The organism is Niabella terrae, from assembly GCF_054783135.1.
On the sequence record NZ_BAAGRD010000042.1, the window covers coordinates 65,756 to 86,208 of the forward strand.

Below are 20,453 nucleotides of genomic sequence, written 5' to 3' on the forward strand. Positions count from 1 at the left end.
CGATTTTTGTTATGGCTCCTTTCATTTCATTTTTTGGATTAGAAATTTGCTCTTATCATGGCGCCAAAGCTTCTGGTTGAAGGCTGGCTTCCGGCGTTGTTTAAATTGTTATACCAAACATTGCCGGTAGTCAGTTGTTCTGCGTCCATATCCTTAATCGATCTGTAGAAATAGAAGGGGTTCCTGGCGAATACGGATACGGTTAATCTCTTGGCCCATATTTTTTGGGAAACTTTTGTAGGCAGTGTATAAGCCAGTGAAATCTCCCGCATTTTAATGTAGTTGTTTTTCTTTACAAATAAGTTGTACAGCGCCGTAGGCGTATATTGTGGGCCACCCCATTGGTAAGTGGCATAGTAATAATAAGCCTGTGAAACAATATTGGTATTGGGGTTGCCGTCGGCGGTAACGCCTTCCATTAACATCCCGTCATGCAGGACGGTTTCACCATTCGGGCCGGTGGCGGCACTGGTAGCGATCCCTTTATAGTTTTCATCAAGATAGTAAGAAAGACCGTTATCCATATACCGCAGGCTTTCCTCGGTAATGCCACGACTGTGCATCCAGGCCAAACCGGTTGGGATGACATAGCCGCCATATTTAAAATCTGTATTAAAGGAAAGGGCAAAGTTTTTATAGGAGAATGTATTTTGAATACCCCCTGCACCTTTCACCTGGCTATTACCTCCTGAAACCATTTTGTTGGGATCCTGCTGATAGAGACCATCTTCAGTAACGATGGGCACGCCCGCATCATTGACCAGAATGGGATGGACATAGATATCACCTACAGGTTTGCCCACAATTGACTTGATCTGATAGGCATTTCCATCATAATCGGCATGAATCAGTTCATTGGAATTGTCTGCCAGGCTGACGATTTTGTTTTTGTTAGTGTAATAACTGATAGAAAGATTCCAACGGAAATCATTGGTCATGACCGGAATAGCATTGACACCTACTTCAAATCCGTTGTTGGATAGCTCCGCTACATTGGAAAGTATGGTTGATGCACCCATGCTCTGAGGTAAGGATAAATTGATCAGCAGGTCATAGACATTGTCATGATAATAGCTGAAATCGAAATTTAACCTTCTTTTCAGGGTTTCCACCGCCAGACCGAATTCCACTGTTTTCTTTCTTTCTGGTCTGATTTTATCGTTTCCGTAAGGATTGGTAATGGTGGAAGTGGTAAGCACCGGATTGCCATCTGGAAATTGTATTCCAAGATTGCCGGTGTTGTAGGCTACGTTGGCCAGATAAGCGCCTGGATAACTTCCCACTGTTCCCCAGGAAGCCCTCAATTTGGCATAATCAATTGCCTGAGGCAATGTGAAGATTTCAGAAAGAATCAAACTGGCATTTACGGAAGGGTAGACAAAAGCATTATTGTCCGGGTGCATGGTGGAAGTCCGGTCTCTTCTGATCGTTCCTTCCAGATAAGCAAAGTCCTTATAGCCAAAATTTACGGTTCCCAGAAATGCATCCGTAGTCAGGTAAGTTTGCTCTCCAGAACTATTATATGGCGTATTATATGAAGCACTGAGGTCAAATTTATTTTCTACAGCCAGACCGCCGTTAGTGCCAACACTTGTCCGCATACCCTTCTCCTGTCGGGCAGTGTATCCGGCGGTGGCATTCAGGCTTAGATCATCGGTCAGTTTCGTATCGTAACTCAGTAATAAATCTCCATAGAGAATATTGTAGTTAAACGTCGCCTGCGTATATTCCCCGGAAGGGTTGTATTGGACGGGAACGGTAGAAAGCGATTTGTTCAATGTACGATTGAAGGTCAGATCCGTTGCCAAACGACCTCTTAGGGAGAGTCCCTTAGCGATAGTCAGGTTATTGGTGATGCTGGATATCAATCGATTATTGTATTCATCTACATTGTTAGACATCATATTCCAAACATAATCCAGGATATCGGTGCGATAGTTGGGTATCCTGATGTTTTCATCCGGCGTCAGGCTGGGATTATCACCTGTTACATATTTATAACCCAGGCTGGTTTTGTATTTATCATAGTACCAGTCGCCATTATCAAAGCTTGGCATCATACCGGTGAAATTATTGATCATCCGATCGATCATATAGGGCCGGTTATGCACATGCTGATTGATATAATTGATCATGATGTCCAGCGAATAGTTTTTGCTGAAGCGGATGGAACTGTTGAAGTTGGCATTTAACTTTTCATCCTGAGAGTTTCTGCTAACCCCTTCAAAATTCTGATGGGTAAGTGAAAAGCGAATATCCGCGTTATCGGTACCACTGCTGATGGCAATATTCTGGGTTGTATTGTTCCCTTTCTGGAAGAGATTTTTATAACGATCTGGCTGCGCAGAATAGGGGCGCACCTGACCATCCCAGCTCAGGATCGGCTGGCCGTCAAATTTGGGCCCGAAACTCAGACCCGCCTGTACACTTGTCCTGTAATCTGTGCCATTCAGCGTATAGTGTCCAAAGCCATTTTCATCTGATTCATAGAATTCATAGGGAACCGGAAACCCTCCACCTCTTACGTTCTGTAAGCGGGGCAGGTAGGCTACCTGATCCTGAAAATAAGTCGCATTGAAATCTACGGAGAAGCCCTTGCCTTTTGCTTTCTTGGTAGTGATCAGCAGTACGCCGTTTTTACCTTCTGAACCGTATAAGGCAGCGGCAGCTGCACCTTTTAAGACCGTGACGGATTCCATATCCTCGGGATTCAGATCGACCAGGCCATTACCTCTTACACGCTGATCGCCCCAGTAATTACCATTATTAAATGCGCCGTCCCGGATAGGAATCCCATCCAGTACAATCAGTGGTGTGGAACTGAAACTAATGGAGTTAACACCCCGGAGTTGCATAACAACCCCCGCAGTAGAACCGCCGGGCGCCTGAGAAACCTGTAACCCTGGTACTTTACCATACAGTGCGCCTGCAAAATTGGTGGGTGCGGTTTTGATCAACTCGCCCGCAGGAACGGTGGAAGTGGCATAACCCAGGGAGCGTTGTTGTCTTTTTACGCCCAGGGCGGTAACAACTACGCCTTCGAGTTCGGCGCCGGATTTCAGTAAAACCACTGTTAATGTCTGATTGCTACCCACACTAACAGACTGGGTGCTGTACCCCACCGCACTAAATTCAAGAATGTCATCGTTGCTGTTCACCGTTACCGAGAATTTACCATTTTCATCAGTAACACCTCCCTGTGTTGCGCCTTTAACGACAAGTGATACATTCGGCAGACCATTGCCCTGCTCGTCTGTAACAGTACCGGTTACTGTTCTTTGTTGGGCATAGGAGAGGAGCGCTATGCAGCTGGCAAACCAAAGAAGCAGTATTCTTTGCATTGTTTTCTTCATACTTGTGCTTTTTGTTTTAGTAAATTTTGATTTAAATTTCAGAAGTGGATTTTCGAGAATTATACAATTTGTGAGGCGTGAATATTTGATTCGTTTAATTTGACTGGCAATTTTTCGTAATGATCCATAACCAGGGCAGCCGCGCCGATTATTTCTGCTTTATAACCTAATGTGGAAATTTTAATTTCAGTATGTTCCGCAATTTTCGGGATGCAATGTTCGTTAATCGCCTGCTGGATCGGAGCGATCCATACCTTACCCGCCAGTGACCCGATACCACTGATAACAATGAGTTCCGGATTTAACAGGTGGATCAGTATCGCCACCCCACGACCGATATTATAGGCCGCAGCCGAAATCTGTTCAATGGAAAATTTATCGCCCTTCTGCGCTGCATCAATGATTTTTATGGCCGCATCTTCGATATGTTCAGGATCCAGATTCTGGAGTAAACTCGGTCTTTTGCCCTTTTTCAGTTTCTCAATTACATTCTGTGCCACGACCATCAGGGATGTCTCGGTTTCCAGGCAACCATATTTTCCGCAACTACATAATTTATTATTTTCAAAAAGCGGAATATGGCTCAATTCGCCGGCAAATCCGTCATGCCCCCTGAATAATTTGCCATTGGCCAGAATACCCAGACCGATTCCCCACCCAATATTGATTACCATCACCTGCTGGCGATAGCGGGCGGCGCCCCATTTTAATTCCGCCAATGCAATCAGACTGGAATCATTATCAATAAGTACCGGTACGCCCAGTGCCTGTTGTATGGTTTCAGACAGGGATTGCCCGTTTTCCACGGGCAAAAATGTATGATTGACCCCTTTTACAGCATCCACAAAACCCGGCATCCCGATCCCGATACCTACCAACTGGTTAAGGGGTACCTTCGTTTTCTGGATAAATTTCCGGAGCAACTGAATCAGCAGGTTAACGGTCCCGGTATTGCCCGCCAGGGGCAGACTAAACTGCTCGATACTTCCCACTACCGTATTATCACTGGAAATCAGTGCGACCCGGGTCGTCAACTGATCCATGGCTACAGAAATAATATACAGCGAATCCGTTTTTATGCTGTAGGTCTGGGGCCTTCTGCCACCGGTAGAAGCTGCAAAACCCTTCTCTACCACCAATTTCAGCCCAATTAATTCATTGAGGTATTGTGTGGTGAGTGGAATGCTTTTTCCGATCAGATTACTGATATCAGCACAAGTGAGCTGCTTATTGAAAAACAGATACTTCAGTATCTCCCGATAAAATTTCTGTTTTTTGGATAGTATTCCGGCAATCATTAGTAAAATTTGGGTTTAATTCTTCTAATTAATTATAAACATACGACTAATTAATAATAAAAAAATAAACTTCTTAAAAAATTTACTAAACATTTTATTAACATTTGGCCCGGCTTTTACCTAAAAGAGGGATCGGCACTTGGCCGACAGCTTATATATGTCTGAGAAGCAGGTTGGGAATCCGGGCATGGGGCCGGCTTCGGAGGCGGGATAAGAACAGGAAAATGGATCCGGATCAGTGAATGCGGTCGCCCCTGAGTTCCTGACTTTCCATAATTTCAGTCTCATGTGCAAGCCAGGCGCCCCAGCGTTGGCGGACTTTGTCTTTGGGAAGATAGGTTTCAGCCAGTTCGATGAACAGGGTATAATGTCCGGCTTCGCTTTCCATAAAACGCCGGTAGAATTTGGCCAGGTAAGGGTCTTGCAAACCTTCACTGAGTCGCTTGAAACGTTCACAACTGCGCGCCTCAATCATGGCCATCATCAGCAGTTGATCCAGCAGGCGCTCTTCGGGATGGCCACCTTTGGTCTGAAAGCTGATCAGGGCATTGACATAGGCGTCCTTGCGCTGTTTACCCAGACGCAGTTTCCGTTTATGGAGTTCCTGCAGGACCAGCCGGAAATGCCCCCATTCTTCGGTGACGATGGGCGCGAGTTCTGTTACCAGTTTTTCCCGGTCACTATATTTCTGAATCAGTGAAATACAACTGGTGGCGGCTTTCTGTTCACAGTAAGCATGATCGGTAAGGATGGCTTCCAGTGAAATTTCGGCCAGGTTCACCCATCGGGGATCCGTAGGCAATTGAAGGCCCAGAATGTTTTTAGTATCCGGCGATAAATCCATGGATCAAAAATAGGATATCCGCATCATTCCAGGTCACCGGCCCTGGCCGGGAAAGGGAATTCGGATCAGAGGAGGGGATTGGTTGACCTCAGGGCTCAGATAAAACGCCGGTTGCCATAGAAAAAATAGGTTTCCCTGAATTTCATGGGCGTACATCCCTTACGTTTTTTAAACAGACGATTGAAATTTGAAATATTATTGAAGCCGCAGTTATAGGCAATGTCGGCAACGCTCTGACTGGTATCGATCAGCAGCCGGGTCGCATTTCCAATGCGACATTCCAGAAGGTTGTCCATAAAGCTGATACCGGTACGTGCTTTGAAGAAACGGCTGAACGACATGTCATTCATATGAACCAGTTTGGCGGCATCACTAAGGGAAATATTCCGATGGAAATTATTATTGACATAGTCCACCACCTTTTCGATCCGACGGCTGGTATAGGTATAGTCATTGGCGAAGCCCGCATCCGAAAGTGACCGGAGATTTCTGGAGGTCGATAAATCATGCAGGATAGACAGCAGTTCCAGTATAGAATCAAAGCCCTGTTTCTGTCCCAGACCATCCAACCGGGGCATGAGTTCCCGGGCGGTCTCCTGCGAAAAAAGTATGCCGAGCGAAGACAATTCCAGCATTTTGCGGATAAAGCTCATCTGGTGGCGGCGTAGAAATTTTTCATCCAGCAGGTCTTTGGGAAACTGAATGGTAATCTCTGTTATATATTCACTCGTACATTGATGGGTCTCCCATACATGTGGCAGGTTGGGTCCCACCAAAACCAGTTCAAATGCTTCGGTGTCTCCAATATGATTGCCAATGATGCGGCGGGCGCCCGGCGCATTATGGATAAAGTTCAGTTCATATTCTTCATGGCTGTGCAAAGGGAAATCAAAATCCGTTTTCTTTCTTTTGAAAATGGTGCAGCAATCACTGGGCGTGAGTGGTATAATCTCCCTGAGAATATTATGAAGCATATTTGTAAAAATAGATAATTATATAATCTTTATGTTGTAATAGTATTAATCCGCACAGGGGGTGCAAGTTGCCGGATACAGGCAAATTGATATTTATATATTTGAAAATCAATCAAATAATAATAATTGCTTACATGGGGTTTGAAAAATATGCAGAATATGTATTATAAATTGTAGTAAAAGTATTAGGTAATCGATTGCAATATCTTGTAATTTTATCAAAATTTAATTGCCATATGATCAGGAATAAAAGACGCAATGTCTGGCTGCTTATTCTGGGATTACTTACTGCTGTTTTTACTCACGCACAGGACGCCAAAGTGATTTCGGGCATTGTAAATGATGTGAACGGTGGGCCTTTGCCAGGTGCCACGATTCAGGTAAAAGGTACCCAGATATTTACCAGTTCAGATGATAAGGGTGCATTTGTTATCAACCTGCCCCAGGGAAGCCATACCCTGGTCGTATCTTATGTCGGCTTACCTACCAAGGAAGTGGAAGTGACCGGAGCGGGGCTGCAGGTCATAACAATGGCCGGGTCGGCCAATGTACTGGGTGATGTTGTCGTCGTTGGATACGGTACGGCCCGCAGGTCCAATCTGACCACGGCCCAAACTTCAGTCGATGCCAAAGACATTGAAAAAACGGTCAATACTACACTGGAGCAGGCGCTGCAGGGTCGTGCAGCCGGTGTATATGTGACCCAGAATTCGGGTCAACCCGGCGGGGGGCTCTCGGTGAATATCCGCGGGATCAGCTCATTGAACCGGACCCAGCCCCTGTATGTTATTGACGGAATTCAGATCCAGTCGACGGAAGATGTTTCCTATGGAGACCAGAGTTCATCCAATCCTCTATCGGGATTCAACCCCGCTGATATCGAAGACATGCAGATCCTGCAAGGGCCTTCCGCCACGGCTATTTATGGCTCCCGGGCAACCAACGGTGTAATTATCATAACGACCAAACGAGGCCGGGCGGGTGACTTTAAGATTAATTATGCCTACCAGCATAATTCCCAAAGGCCACCCCAACACCTGGATGTGATGAACCTGCGCCAGTACGCCCAGATGGTGAACGATTACCAGTATGTGCTTGGTACGCCACAAAACATACCGGAAAACTTTCTGGATCCTTCGATTCTGGGCGAAGGCACCGACTGGCAAAGCGAACTCTTTCGGGTAGCGGGTATGAACAAACACCAGCTGAGCGTCAGTGGTGGTAGTAATGCGACTACTTATTATATGTCTGCAGAATATATGGATCAGGATGGCGTAGCGGAAGGTTCCGGTTTTGACCGGTACGGATTCCGGATCAACCTGGACAACAAGCCGCGCAAATGGCTGGATCTGGGGGCCAATTTTAATTTTAACCAGACCAATGAAGTGCTGACCGCTACGAACTACAGTGCCTCGGATCCGCTGATTGCGAACGCGCTGCGGCTGACGCCACAGATACCGGTCAGGAACCTGGATGGCAGCTGGGGCGGTAGTGATCCGATCAATGGACAGGGCCAGTTCGCACCGGTCAATCCGATCGCCATCGCCAACCTGATCTCGAATAAAAATATGAAAAGACAGTTTCTGGGCGGGTTGAACCTGGCGATCAAACCTTTTAAGGGGCTGACCCTGCGCAGTTCCTTCAATGGTAGTCTGGGAAGTGGACTGGCCATGTACTATACCCCCGATTATGAACTGGATCAATGGCATTTAAGAGAAACCAATTCGCTTACGGAACGTACTTTTTCCAGCTGGTACTGGAACTGGAATCAACTGGCCGAATACAACCGCCAGATTGGCCGGCATAACCTGGGGCTGATGGTCAGCCATGAAGCCCAGGAATCCCGGTACAAAGTAATTTCGGCTACCCGGACCGGCTTTCTGACCAATGATGTATTTGATCTGGAAGCGGGTGACCCGCTCAGTGCAACCAATGGGGGCGGTACCTATCCCTGGGCACAGGAATCCTATCTGGGTCGTCTGAATTATAACTTTGACAACCGTTATATCCTGGTAGGAACTTTCCGTAGGGATGGATCACCCTATTTTGGTCAGGATAAAAGATGGGGGAGCTTCCCTTCTGTATCTGCTGCATGGCGGATCAGCCAGGAGAAATTCTTCCAGCTGCCTTTTATCAGTGAACTGAAACTCCGGCTGGAAACCGGATTAACCGGTAACCAGGGTACAGGTTCGGGAATCTATGCTTCTATGTCGCCGGGTGCGACAGAATGGGGCACCGGATTCCTGCCATCTACCTTTACCAACCCTGCCCTGCAATGGGAGGAAACCAATACCAATAATATCGGGATCAATATCGGATTCTGGAAAAACCGCCTCACCATTGAAGCAGATTATTATGTGAAAAACACCGATAACCTGATCATGCAGGCCAGCCTGCCCAACTATATGGGGATTAATGATGCAGTGGGAGCGGTTGGTGCGCCGCTGGTGAATACCGGCTCGCTGAAGACCAAGGGCTGGAATATTACTTTCAATGCCATTCCGGTGCAGAAAAATGATTTTCGCTGGGAAAGCAACCTGAACCTGTCTCATTTTAAAACCGTAGTGACGACGCTCAATACAGAAAGTGCATTTATTGACCGCCGTTCAGACTGGATTTTTGGTTATACTTTTCCCTGGGTACAGCGGGCATCAATCGACCAACAGCCCTGGATGTTCCGGGGTTATATCTCCGATGGTTTGTACCAGTCTGTAGCGGATATCAATAACAGTGCGGTACCGGTTGACGGTAACGGTGACCGCCGGCCGGCCGAAAATTCCAATAACGGTATCTGGGTAGGGGATGTCAAACACAAGGACATCAATGGTGATGGTGTGATAACCGTGGATGACCAGACAGATATTGGTAATCCCTGGCCCAAACTGAGTGGTGGTTTTACGAATAGTTTCAGTTACAAACAACTGGAATTAAGCATCCTGGTAACCGGGGTTTACGGAAACGAAATCTATAATGCCATCCGGCAACTCAGCCTCAATCCCAATAATGTCAACCTGAGTCGCAACTTTCTTACCGAAATGATGAATTATGCCCGACTCAGCGATGATGCGGCCAACCCGGTGCTCGAGAATCCGGGAACGGATATTCCACGGATTACTACTTCAGGTGTTGCCAGCGAAAACAATCAGTCGGTGGTCTCTTCCCGATTTGTGGAAGACGGCTCCTATCTGAGGATCAAGAACATTACGCTGTCCTATAATTTCCCGGCTAAATTCCTGGATCGCACCAAAGTGATCAAGGGACTGCGACTGGGTGTGGGCATGCAAAATCTGGTCACGTTTACGAAGTATAAGGGGTACGATCCCGAGGTGGGTGCTTATACAGGTGCGGGAGCAAGTGCCACCAATCAGGCCATCGGCCTGGATTTTGGACGCTATCCGCTGACACCCATGTATAATGCCTCAATAAGTGTTAATTTCTAAAACTGCTCAAATGAAAAATAGAATTAAATTGGTTGCTGCGCTGGGTTTCTTGCTGGTCATCGTGCTGCCTGCCTGTAAGAAAAGTTTTCTGGAACAACCACCATTGAGTTCCATTACCGATGCAAATTTTTATAAGACAGATGAACAGGCACTGGCAGCGACCAGTTTGCTTTATTCAAAAGTATGGTTCAGCTATAATGATAAAGCCAGTTTCTCAATCGGGGATATCCGCGGCGGGACGGTATTTTACCCCTGGGGCGGAGATTTCAGGGCGCATGTGCTTTTTACGGCAACAGGAGATAATGGCCATGTGACAGCCTCCTGGAACGCTTTTTTTACCGTCGTGGCCCAGGCCAATCTGTTTTTATATAATATAGAAAGGTACGGTGGGGAAGAACTCTCCGATGCGGTTAAAAGACAAACCATTGCAGAAGCCCGGTACATGAGGGCCCTGGCTTATCGTTACCTGGTCATGAACTGGGGGGCGGTTCCCATTATCGAGAACAATTTTGAGAAATTATATGACACGACCATCAGCCGTAATACCATTCCCAGTGTATGGCGCTTTATCACCCGGGAAATGAAAGCAGCCGCCGAGGACCTGCCCACAACGGTCAACAATCCCGGAAGGCTTACCAAATGGTCGGCGGAAGGTATGCTGGCCCGCTTCTATCTTACCCGGGCGGGTGTAGAGTCCAGTGGTGGCAGCCGCAATCAGGGTTTTCTGGATAGTGCCAAATATTATGCGCAAAGGGTCATTAGCCAAAGCGGCAGAAAACTGCTGGATCACTACGAAGATTTATTTACCTACCCTTATGATAATAATGAGGAATCATTGTTTGAACTGCAATGGGTATTTACGGGTGGGACCGGCACCTACGGACTGGGGAACAGTGTGATCGATCAGATCAGTCCGAGTACCGATCTGGCCCTGAACGCCTGGGGCGGCGGGTACAGTGCCAGCTGGTGGCTGCTCAGTCAATACGATGGGTTTAACCTTACTACCGGAGGTACGTTGAAAGGCCGCACGCTCGACCAACGGCTGAAAGCCAGCTTTCTGTTACCGGGATTTGCGTATCCGGGTATAAAGGTGGACGACGGATCAACTTATGTTTTTCCCATGAGCGGCACAGATTATAATGCTGCCAATATTAAAAAATATCTGGTGGGTAATAATACGCTGGATGGACTTTCGGCGCAGCAGAACTATCCGCAGAATACCTATATGCAAAGGCTTGCGGAAATGTACCTGATTTATGTGGAGGCCACCATTGGCAACAATGGTTCCACAACGGATCCTACTGCTATTGATTATTTCAACGCGGTGCATACCCGCGCCGGGCTGCCGCCCTATGAAGTTACCGGGGAGGGCGCCCGTGGCCCATTGACCCTGGATGAACTGTTCAGTGAACGATTTAAGGAATTTGCCATGGAGGGGATGAGCTGGTATGATCTGGTCAGCCTCCAATACTGGAATCCCCAGAAAGCGTATGATATCATCAACGCCCAGGATCGCGGACTTTTCTTTGTTCAGCCGGATATCATGCCCAATCCCACCGAATGGACCATTACGAAAACCAGCTGGTTTTCAGAAAGAGCAGCGGTGGTGGGTAGTGGAAATTTTTATATGCCGATTCCCAATACTGAACTCAGTCAGGCGCCTAATTTGAAGAAGCCTGCGGTAGACTATCCGTAACGCGAAGTTTTATTGTTAAAAAAGAAATTGAAAGACTATGCATAAAATTTATAAATTATTGCTGGTAGCGGCGGTCCTCCTGATGGCCACGGCTTTTCTGATTTCCTGCGAAAAAGACGACAGCGGTAATGCACAACCCCGCATCAGTTATGTCAGGATTACCGATCCTGCGGCTTCTGATTCACTGCTGGCGGCGGCTGCTCAGGGGCAGCTGGTGGCGATCATAGGGGAGAACCTGCAGGACGCTATTGAAGTCTGGTTCAATGACCGGGCGACCGTCATCACACCCACCTATATTACCGCGACCTCTATTCTGACTTCCGTACCCAGTCTGGTACCGGTGGACATCACCAATAAGATCCGAATTGTATTTAAAAATGGTTCGGAACTATTATATGATTTTGAAGTCGCCATCAGCGCTCCTGCCATTAGTGGCATGCTCTGCGAGTTTGTGAATGAAGGCGATATGGCCACTATCAACGGCAATTATTTTTATGCGCCGCTTACGGTGACTTTTAACGGGGGTGCGACTGCCGAAGTAACAGATATAGCGGATGAGATGGTTAAAGTCATTGTACCGGCCGGTGCGCAGCCCGGGCCGGTTACCATCAAGACCAATTTCGGAGAGACGGTTTCTGATTTCTGGTTCAGGGATAACAGAAACCTGTTCATCAGCAGCGATCCCTATGAAGGATGGTGGAACGGCTCGCTGGTGGTTTCCAGCCCGGGTAGTGGCGAACCTCCATTGATCAGTGGTAATTATATTCACCTGAAAAAGGCGGTAGCAGCCTGGAGCTGGACAGAACTGGCCGGAGGGCCGGCATCTTCCATGCCGGTTCACAGCAAGAATATTCCCGATGAAGCGATTCTGCATCCTGAAAATTACCTGCTTAAATTTGAAGTAAACACCCTGACACCATATAACGGCAATGCCATTAAAATCAATGTGGGGCTTACTGCGGAACAGAATCAGGGTTATATCTGGCCGGCGCCCTATGATACCAAAGGTGCCTGGCAGACAGTCGTAATACCGCTGACAGAAGTTTTTGATTCCTATAATCCCAAACCGGTAGTCAGCGCTGATGGTTACTGGACGCGCCTGTTGGTGGGCAATGCGGCAGGTGCCTGGGATGCTGATATCTGTTTTGATAATTTCCGGGTTGTACCCCGGCTGGCCGAATAAATAAACCAAAACTAACGCTTATGTATTTTATTAAAAAGCCGGTCCTCGCCCTGATCTGTAGTATGATCGCATTCATCTTACTGGCTCCGGCCTGTTCCAAAGATGAATCCGATGCGACAAGTTCCCAACCCGTTCTGTTGAGTTTCGGACCCACGGGCGTACAGCCGGGCGAAGAGATCCGTTTCATCGGACAGCATCTGGACCAGGTATCTGCCATTGTTTTTGCGGGCGAAAACGCCACAGTAGAGCAGGGTGCATTCAGTAGTCAGTCCGCGGAACTGATCACGCTGGTGGTGCCACAGATGGCACAGCGTGGACGCGTCATCCTTAAAACTTCCCAGGGGGATATACAATCCAAATCCATGTTTGATATGGGTATCGGTGCCACGGTCAGTTCCCTGACAGCGGAAGCAAGGCCGGGCAGTTCCGTAACCATCAAAGGCAGTTTTCTGAACTGGGTGACTGCGGTTACTTTTGCGGAGAATAAACCGGTAACCGAATTTGAACAGCAATCCTTTGATGAGTTGGTACTACAGGTACCCCTGGATGCCCGGACCGGTTCACTGCTTATTCAGTACAGCGGTACGGAAGCCGGTGATTTTGAGACCGAGCAGGTACTTACCGTCAGCCTGCCGGAAATCAGCAGCCTGGATCCGGTTGCCGCACGTCATGATGCCGAAATAACGCTGAATGGCAGCAACCTGGATTTGGTGACCCAGCTGTTTTTTACCGGTGTGGAATTACCCGTGACCAGTTTTATCAGTCAGGCTGCTACAGCACTGAAAGTAAAGGTACCGGGCGGGGCGATCAAAGGACCCCTTACCATGGGCGTAGCTTCCGGCGTACAGACTGTTTCCACGACAGAACTGGGAATCATTTTACCGCAGGCGGTAAGTATCGCACCCGCAGCCGTAAAACATGGTGAGAATATTACGATTACCGGAACTGACCTGGATCTGGTCAGCGCCGTATATTTTACAAACGACCCGGCAGCGGTGACCAGTTTCGTGAGTCAGTCGGCTACACAGCTGGTGGTTAAAGTGCCGGCGGGCGCCAAATCCGGTCCCCTGCAATTAGCCGTTGCTTCAGGCGTCACTGCGCCATCGGCGACGGACCTGGAACTGATTATTCCGGTCATTACCCTGCTGTCGCCCAATCCGGTGACACCATTGAACAACCTGACCATCACCGGTACCCACCTGGATCTGGTAAGCTCGGTCAACCTGGAAAACGTGGCGCCGGTTACCAGTTTTATCAGTCAGTCTGCTACCAGCATTACGGTGACGGTACCTGCGGGAACGGCCAATGGTAAGGTCGGACTGGGTATTAAAAATGCCAGCGTTACGACCAGTTCCGCGATGGTGCTGGAAGTTGCCGGTGCGGCGCCTCCTCCCCAGATCAGCCATTATATTTATAACGAAAATCTGGTAAATGGTTTTGGCGCCTGGGGCGGCTGGGGCAATGGCAATAGTGTCGACCTGGCCAATGAAAGCCCGGTGCGTATCGGTAATAAATCTATTAAAGTTGTCAACGGGGACGCCTGGGGTGCCGCCCTGCAGCTTGGCGGCGGTTCACTGGATTTTGGCAGTTTAACGGTTTTGAAATTTTCGGTCTATGTGACACCGGAAGCCGTTGGCAAGAGAGTCTCCATCCGCATGATTGATCCTTACCTGCCTTCCGATGGCGATGGGAATGCCAACACCTATGCCTATACGTTTGGTGAGGCGGGCAAATGGCATGATGTGGCATTGCCGCTTTCCGCATTTTCCAGGGCGGCAACAGCGACGGGTATCAAGGAACTTTCCTTCCAGCAGATGGACGGGAACTTTACCATTTACCTGGATGAAATCGGATTTAATTAATCCGGAAGAAAAACAGTAGTATAATTAAAAATAATGCCGCAGCAGGAACAACGCACTGGCTCTGATAAGTTATGGCGCAATCAATTGGTCTGAAAGAAAAAATAGGCTATGGGCTGGGAGATGCCGCGTCCTCCATGTTTTGGAAGATTTTTGGCATGTATTCCCTGTTTTTCTACACCGATGTTTTCGGCATAACAGCAGCTGCAGCAGGAACCATGTTTTTGATTGCCCGGCTCTGGGATTCTGTATTCGATGTATTTGTGGGTATTGCGGCGGACCGGACACAGTCCCGTTGGGGCAAATACCGGCCCTACCTGCTCTGGTTTGCCCTGCCTTTTGCTTTAATGGGGGTGTTTACTTTCTTTGTCCCCGACTTCAGTCAGGACGGCAAACTTGTATATGCCTATATTACTTATTCATTGATGATGATTGTTTATTCCCTGATCAATGTGCCTTATGCTTCACTGTTGGGCGTAATTTCATCGGATCCGGGTCAGCGCAATCAATTGTCTTCCTATCGAATGTCCTTCGCTTTCATAGGCAGCTTCGTGACTTTTATGTTGCTGCAGCCGCTGATTGATTTTTTTGCAGGCCGTTTCGATGCAACGGAATTAAAAGGGAACGCTGCCGAAACGACGGTCAGTACTTCCGCGATCGCCTGGACCATGGCCGTTGGTGTGATCGGACTACTCTGTGTACTGCTGTTTCTGGCCTGCTTCCGATGGACCCGGGAAAGAGTCGTTCAGATCGAAACGGAAAACCGCCCTTCGGTGAAAGAAGATTTAAGAAAGCTGCTGCAAAACAGACCCTGGTGGATCCTGGTCGCCACCGGGCTGGCGGCTTTGCTGTTTAATGCTATTCGGGACAGTGTGGCGATTTATTATTTCCGGGATTATTTACAGGCTTCGTACAGAATGCCGGGCACCGGCTGGGATCTCACGACGATTTATTTTCTTATTGGCCAGGCTGCCAACCTGATCGGCGTGATGGCTGCGCCTGCAATTTCTTCGCGGTACGGAAAAAAGAAAACCTATATGATCGCTGTACTGATGGCAGGGGCTTTCAGTGTTTTATTTTATCTGGTTACGGATAGTCTGGTAATGATTTTTTTACTGCAATTTCTTATTTCTGTTTTTGCAGGCTATGTATTACCGTTGCTCTGGTCCATGTTTGCTGATATTGTAGACCACCAGGAATTGCAGACAGGCAGAAGGGCGACGGGTTTGATTTTCTCTTCTTCTTCCATGTCCCAGAAATTGGGCTGGGCACTCGGTGCCGCATTAAGCGGATGGCTCCTGGCCATATTTCAGTACCAGCCCGATGCCCTACATCAAACGGCAAACACCCTCTTCGGCGAAAAAATTATGATGAGTCTCCTGCCGGCCGGATGTTGTCTGCTCGCCTTTATCGGAATGATGTTCTACCCGCTTTCAGATGAAAAAGTCCGGGAAATTACCGCATCGCTGGAACGTAAAAGGGCGCAAAAATTAAACAATACAGTATAAAATATTAAAAGTATGAATACGGCTTTTGAAGCACGCAGGGAGGCCTTAACAGCAGCCTATGAAGCGTTGGTGAATCGGAGGAATGTCATCTGTGCGCCGGGGAACGGCATTTATGAGCGGTACCGGTATCCGATTCTTACTGCCGCGCACGCACCACTGTTCTGGAAATACGATCTGAACGAACAGTCCAATCCCCATCTGATGGAAAGGATGGGTATCAACGCCGTACTGAATGCCGGTGCCATCAAGTGGCAGGATAAATACCTGGTCATGGCCCGGGTGGAAGCCGTTAACCGGAAGTCCTTTTTTGCCATTGCAGAGAGTGATAATGGAATTGACGGGTTTCGTTTCCGGGACCATCCGGTACTGATACCCGAAACCAGTATTCCCGATACGAATATTTACGATATCCGTCTGGTGCGACATGAGGACGGCTATATTTATGGTCTGTTTTGTACCGAACGGAAGGATCCGGATGTGCCGGATGACGACCAGTCTTCTGCGATTGCCCAATGTGGCATTGTGCGCACTACAGATATGAAAAGCTGGGAACGGCTGGATGATCTGATTACCCCTTCACCTCAGCAGCGCAATGTCGTACTGCATCCCGAGTTCGTTAAGGGGAAATACGCATTTTATACCCGGCCCCAGGATGGCTTTATTGAAGCCGGCAGTGGTGGAGGTATTGGTCTGGGATTTGCGGAGGATATCGAACACGCAGTAATTCATGCTGAAACCGTGATCGACCCACGCAGGTATCACACGATCGCGGAATTGAAGAATGGTATGGGACCGGCGCCGATCAAAACGACCCGGGGCTGGCTTAATCTGGCCCATGGGGTTCGGAACACGGCGGCAGGTCTTCGTTATGTGCTGTATATGTTTATGACCGATCTCGAAGATATCAGCAGGATCATCCATAAGCCCGCAGGTTATTTTCTGGCTCCGGAAGGCGAGGAGCGGGTGGGGGATGTGCCCAATGTTGTTTTCAATAACGGCTGGATTGCTGATGATGACGGAAAAGTATTTATCTATTATGCGTCTTCGGATACCCGAATGCATGTGGCTACCTCTACCATTGACCGACTGGTAGATTATGTTATGCATACCCCTGAGGACGGCTTTAATTCCCTTAATACAGTATTGACTGTCCAGCAGGTAATTCAGCAGAACGAGCTGCTGCTGCAGCGAAACTGATTCCCTGCCGGCGCGGCAGTAGCCGGCTAAAAACCGCTCCCTGGAGCGGAGACCCATTGGATATGTCGAATCTAACCCCACAACCACAGTTTGATCCTTTAACCGGATTTTCAGCAGCGCTCCATCTGGAAGTCGACAGGATCCTGCAATTCTGGGCAGCAAAGACGGTGGATCTGCAAAAGGGAGGTTTTATAGGTTGCATGGATGCCTCCGGTACCGTAGATGCCGATGCAGATAAAGGTCTGGTACTCAATAGCAGAATTTTATGGACTTTTGCTTCAGCGGCTGCATTTTGTAACCATGAACCCTACCGGCAACTGGCGGAACGGGCCTACCGGTATATCAGCGATCATTTCATAGATCCGGAATATGGGGGCGCTTACTGGTCGCTGGATGCCGATGGAATCGTCCGTAACAGTAAAAAGCAAACCTATGGCATCGCCTTCTGCATCTATGGATTAAGTGCCTATGTGCAACTTACCGGCGATGAAAAAGCGCTGGAACTGGCAACCGGCCTTTTCCGCCAACTACAACACAGGGCATTGGATCAGCAATATGGCGGATATATCGAAGCCTTTGACCGGCGGTGGCAGCCGCTGAACGATCTGAGATTATCGTCCCGGGACCTGAATGCACCTAAGACGACGAATACCCATTTGCATGTACTCGAAGCCTTTGCCGCTTTATATGCCGTATGGCCCGATCCTGAACTGGCTGCCGGTATCCGGCAGTTGCTGACCCTTTTCGAAAGACGGATCATGGATCCGAAACGGGCCGGGTTACAACTTTTTTTTACCATGGACTGGCAACCAACCGGAGATGAGATTTCTCCGGGTCACGATATTGAAGCCGCCTGGTTATTGCAACAATGTGCTGAGGTACTGGGGGATCCCCTATTGACCCGGGAGTTTCAGCGGACAGCCATCAACATGAGCGAAGCGGCCATGGCCTTCATTGACGGAGATGGTGCCCTGATCTATGAAGTACACCCGACAACAGGTATCCAAAACCGGGAAAAACACTGGTGGGTGCAGGCGGAAGCCATGGTGGGTTTTTATAATGCCTATCAGTTAACCGGGAAACAAGGGTATCAGCAGCAGGCCCTGGAAATCTGGGATTTTATCTGTCAGCACCTGCTGGACCAGGCCTTGGGGGAGTGGTATTGGGGGGTGACAGCAAATCATGAAAAAATGCAGGAACCCATTGCGGGGTTCTGGAAATGTCCCTATCACAATGCCAGGGCCTGTATGGAATTAATTAAAAGAACCGGTATGAAAGAATCCAAATGTTGAAGACCTTACAGCCATTTTATCTGATGGGGATGCTGGTCCTGCTGGTTGCCTGCAAAAAAACGCCGGCCAGGGAAGCACCAACCGATCCCGAACCCAGTACACCAGATCCGGATACGGTTACCATCCGGCCCCAGACAGATCCGCCGCTGGCCGCTACAGTGGGATTCTTTATGGACCCCTGGCTGCCGCGGAACTTTGAAATGCCCGCTTCCTTTACCAGTGGTTCCGTACCGGCTACCGCTTCATTAATCATCCGTGCCGACAGAAGTCAGGTGACCGGAAAAGTACCCCCGACCCTGTTTGGGAATAATGCCAATACCTGGATGACACAAATGGTCGATCAGCCGGTGCTGATGAATCATCTGCGTCAGAACCGACCGGGAATCATCCGTTTTCCGGGGGGCAGCATCAGCGATTTGTTTTTCTGGAATGCACTGCCCGATCAGCCACCGGCAACCGCGCCTGCACAGTTAAGGGACGCAGCCGGCAATCCTGCAGCGGCCGGTTACTGGTATGGTCGGAACACCGCCAGCTGGACACTAAGTGTAGACAACTATTATCAGATGCTGGAACAAACGGGCAACCAGGGACTGATTACGATTAATTACGGGTATGCCCGGTATGGTACAGGAGCCAATCCGGTGGCGGATGCGGCCCATCTGGCTGCCGATTGGGTCCGCTATGATAAAGGAAGGGTCCGTTACTGGGAAATCGGTAATGAGATATTCGGGAGTTGGGAAGCCGGTTACCGGATCAATACCAGCCTGAATCAGGATGGCCAGCCCGAATATGTCAACGGCCAGTTATATGGTCAGCATTTTAAAGTCTTTGCCGACTCTATGCGCAAGGCCGCCGCTGAGACCGGTGCCAGAATTTATATTGGTGCCGTCATCCGGGATGCAGTGCCTGCCAGCTGGGAAACTGCTACATTCAAGACCTGGAACGAAGGTGCCATCCCCGCCATAGCCGGCGCCGCTGATTTTTATGTCACCCATAATTATTACACGCCCTATCATACGAATTCCACGGCTGCGGAAATCATGCAGTCAGCCGGGTCGGTGACCCGACAGGTGATGCAATATGTGCGTCAGCAACTACAGGATCATGGTGCTGCTCTCAAGCCTGTTGTGATGGATGAATGGAATATATTTGCTACTGGTTCCGGCCAGATGGTTTCCCATATCAGCGGGCTGCATGCCAGTGCCGTGCTGGCAGAAATGTTGCAGCAGGACTATGGTCTGGCCTGTCGCTGGGACCTGGCCAATGCCTGGGAAGACGGCAATGATCACGGATGGTTCAGTCAGGGCGATGACCCCGGTGGCATTGCCAGGTGGACACCGCGACCCGCTTTTTACCATATGTATTATTTTCAGCGGGTACTGGGTGACCGATCGGTACAGGTACAAAATAGCAATGCCGATCTGAAAGCCTATGTTTCTTCTTTCAGTTCCGGCGAAATGGGGGCGGTGCTGATTAATAGTGCGACGACGGCTAAGTCTGTGGAGCTGCAGATTGATAATTTCTTGAAAGGTGATGATTATTATTGGTATACCCTGAACGGTGGTACCGATAACGGCGCTTTTTCACGCCAGGTCTATGTCAACGGAAAAGGACCTGCTGGTGTTGCCGGCGGACCGGCTGATTATACCAGCATACCCGCCTACCGGGCTTCAGCGGCTCAGGGTATTCGGGTTACGGTCCCGGCCCAAGCTGCCGTTTATCTGGTGGTGGACCATCAATAGGATTGCCCTCAGCTGCAGTAGAATGATTTGATCCGTTGGAAACCCGAACCGTCGATGGTTGTACAAA

At 48.8% G+C, this 20,453-nt stretch carries 12 protein-coding genes; 8 read left to right on the forward strand and 4 right to left on the reverse strand.

All coding sequences use genetic code 11. The annotated features are described in order from the left end of the window. Positions 1–38 precede the first annotated feature (38 nt). The 4 genes from ACYVI9_RS18225 to ACYVI9_RS18240 form a co-directional block, all read right to left on the reverse strand. Positions 39–3,353 (reverse strand): SusC/RagA family TonB-linked outer membrane protein, encoded by a 3,315-nt coding sequence (locus ACYVI9_RS18225; protein WP_460767627.1) that lies wholly within the window; start codon positions 3,351–3,353, stop codon positions 39–41. A gap of 59 nt (positions 3,354–3,412) precedes the next feature. Next, a complete protein-coding gene (locus ACYVI9_RS18230) occupies positions 3,413–4,651 on the reverse strand; it encodes an ROK family protein (RefSeq protein ID WP_460767629.1) in 1,239 nt (412 codons plus the stop codon). A 235-nt stretch (positions 4,652–4,886) separates the two neighbouring features. Next, complete coding sequence (locus tag ACYVI9_RS18235) at positions 4,887–5,495, reverse strand: MiaE family protein (RefSeq protein ID WP_460767631.1); 609 nt, start codon at positions 5,493–5,495, stop codon at positions 4,887–4,889. Positions 5,496–5,590: 95 nt separating this feature from the next. Further along, positions 5,591–6,469: an AraC family transcriptional regulator gene (locus tag ACYVI9_RS18240; protein WP_460767634.1), complete on the reverse strand. Its 879-nt coding sequence runs from the start codon at positions 6,467–6,469 to the stop codon at positions 5,591–5,593. Between the two features lie 236 nt (positions 6,470–6,705). Here ACYVI9_RS18240 and ACYVI9_RS18245 point away from each other — a divergent pair, with 236 nt between their 5' ends. The 8 genes from ACYVI9_RS18245 to ACYVI9_RS18280 all read left to right on the forward strand — a co-directional run bounded on the left by ACYVI9_RS18245 (position 6,706) and on the right by ACYVI9_RS18280 (position 20,386). Continuing rightward, positions 6,706–9,909 carry a SusC/RagA family TonB-linked outer membrane protein gene (locus tag ACYVI9_RS18245; RefSeq protein WP_460767636.1) on the forward strand — a complete coding sequence of 1,068 codons (3,204 nt, stop codon included), beginning with the start codon at positions 6,706–6,708 and terminating at the stop codon, positions 9,907–9,909. 10 nt (positions 9,910–9,919) lie between these two features. Next, the gene (locus tag ACYVI9_RS18250) at positions 9,920–11,605 is read left to right on the forward strand and encodes a RagB/SusD family nutrient uptake outer membrane protein (protein ID WP_460767639.1); all 1,686 of its coding nucleotides are present in this window, start codon (positions 9,920–9,922) and stop codon (positions 11,603–11,605) included. A gap of 37 nt (positions 11,606–11,642) precedes the next feature. Continuing rightward, positions 11,643–12,788 carry a glycan-binding surface protein gene (locus ACYVI9_RS18255; RefSeq protein WP_460767642.1) on the forward strand — a complete coding sequence of 382 codons (1,146 nt, stop codon included), beginning with the start codon at positions 11,643–11,645 and terminating at the stop codon, positions 12,786–12,788. Positions 12,789–12,808: 20 nt separating this feature from the next. Then, positions 12,809–14,650, forward strand: a complete 1,842-nt coding sequence (locus tag ACYVI9_RS18260) for an IPT/TIG domain-containing protein (RefSeq protein ID WP_460767645.1) — start codon at positions 12,809–12,811, stop codon at positions 14,648–14,650. A 71-nt stretch (positions 14,651–14,721) separates the two neighbouring features. After that, complete coding sequence (locus ACYVI9_RS18265; protein WP_460767648.1) at positions 14,722–16,155, forward strand: MFS transporter; 1,434 nt, start codon at positions 14,722–14,724, stop codon at positions 16,153–16,155. 12 nt (positions 16,156–16,167) lie between these two features. Further along, positions 16,168–17,352 (forward strand): glycoside hydrolase family 130 protein, encoded by a 1,185-nt coding sequence (locus tag ACYVI9_RS18270; RefSeq protein WP_460767651.1) that lies wholly within the window; start codon positions 16,168–16,170, stop codon positions 17,350–17,352. Positions 17,353–17,414: 62 nt separating this feature from the next. After that, entirely contained in the window at positions 17,415–18,644 is a 1,230-nt protein-coding gene (locus ACYVI9_RS18275; RefSeq protein ID WP_460767653.1) for an AGE family epimerase/isomerase, read from the forward strand. Next, a complete protein-coding gene (locus ACYVI9_RS18280) occupies positions 18,638–20,386 on the forward strand; it encodes an alpha-L-arabinofuranosidase (protein ID WP_460767656.1) in 1,749 nt (582 codons plus the stop codon). Before ACYVI9_RS18275 ends, ACYVI9_RS18280 begins: the two co-directional genes overlap by 7 nt. Positions 20,387–20,453 lie beyond the last annotated feature (67 nt).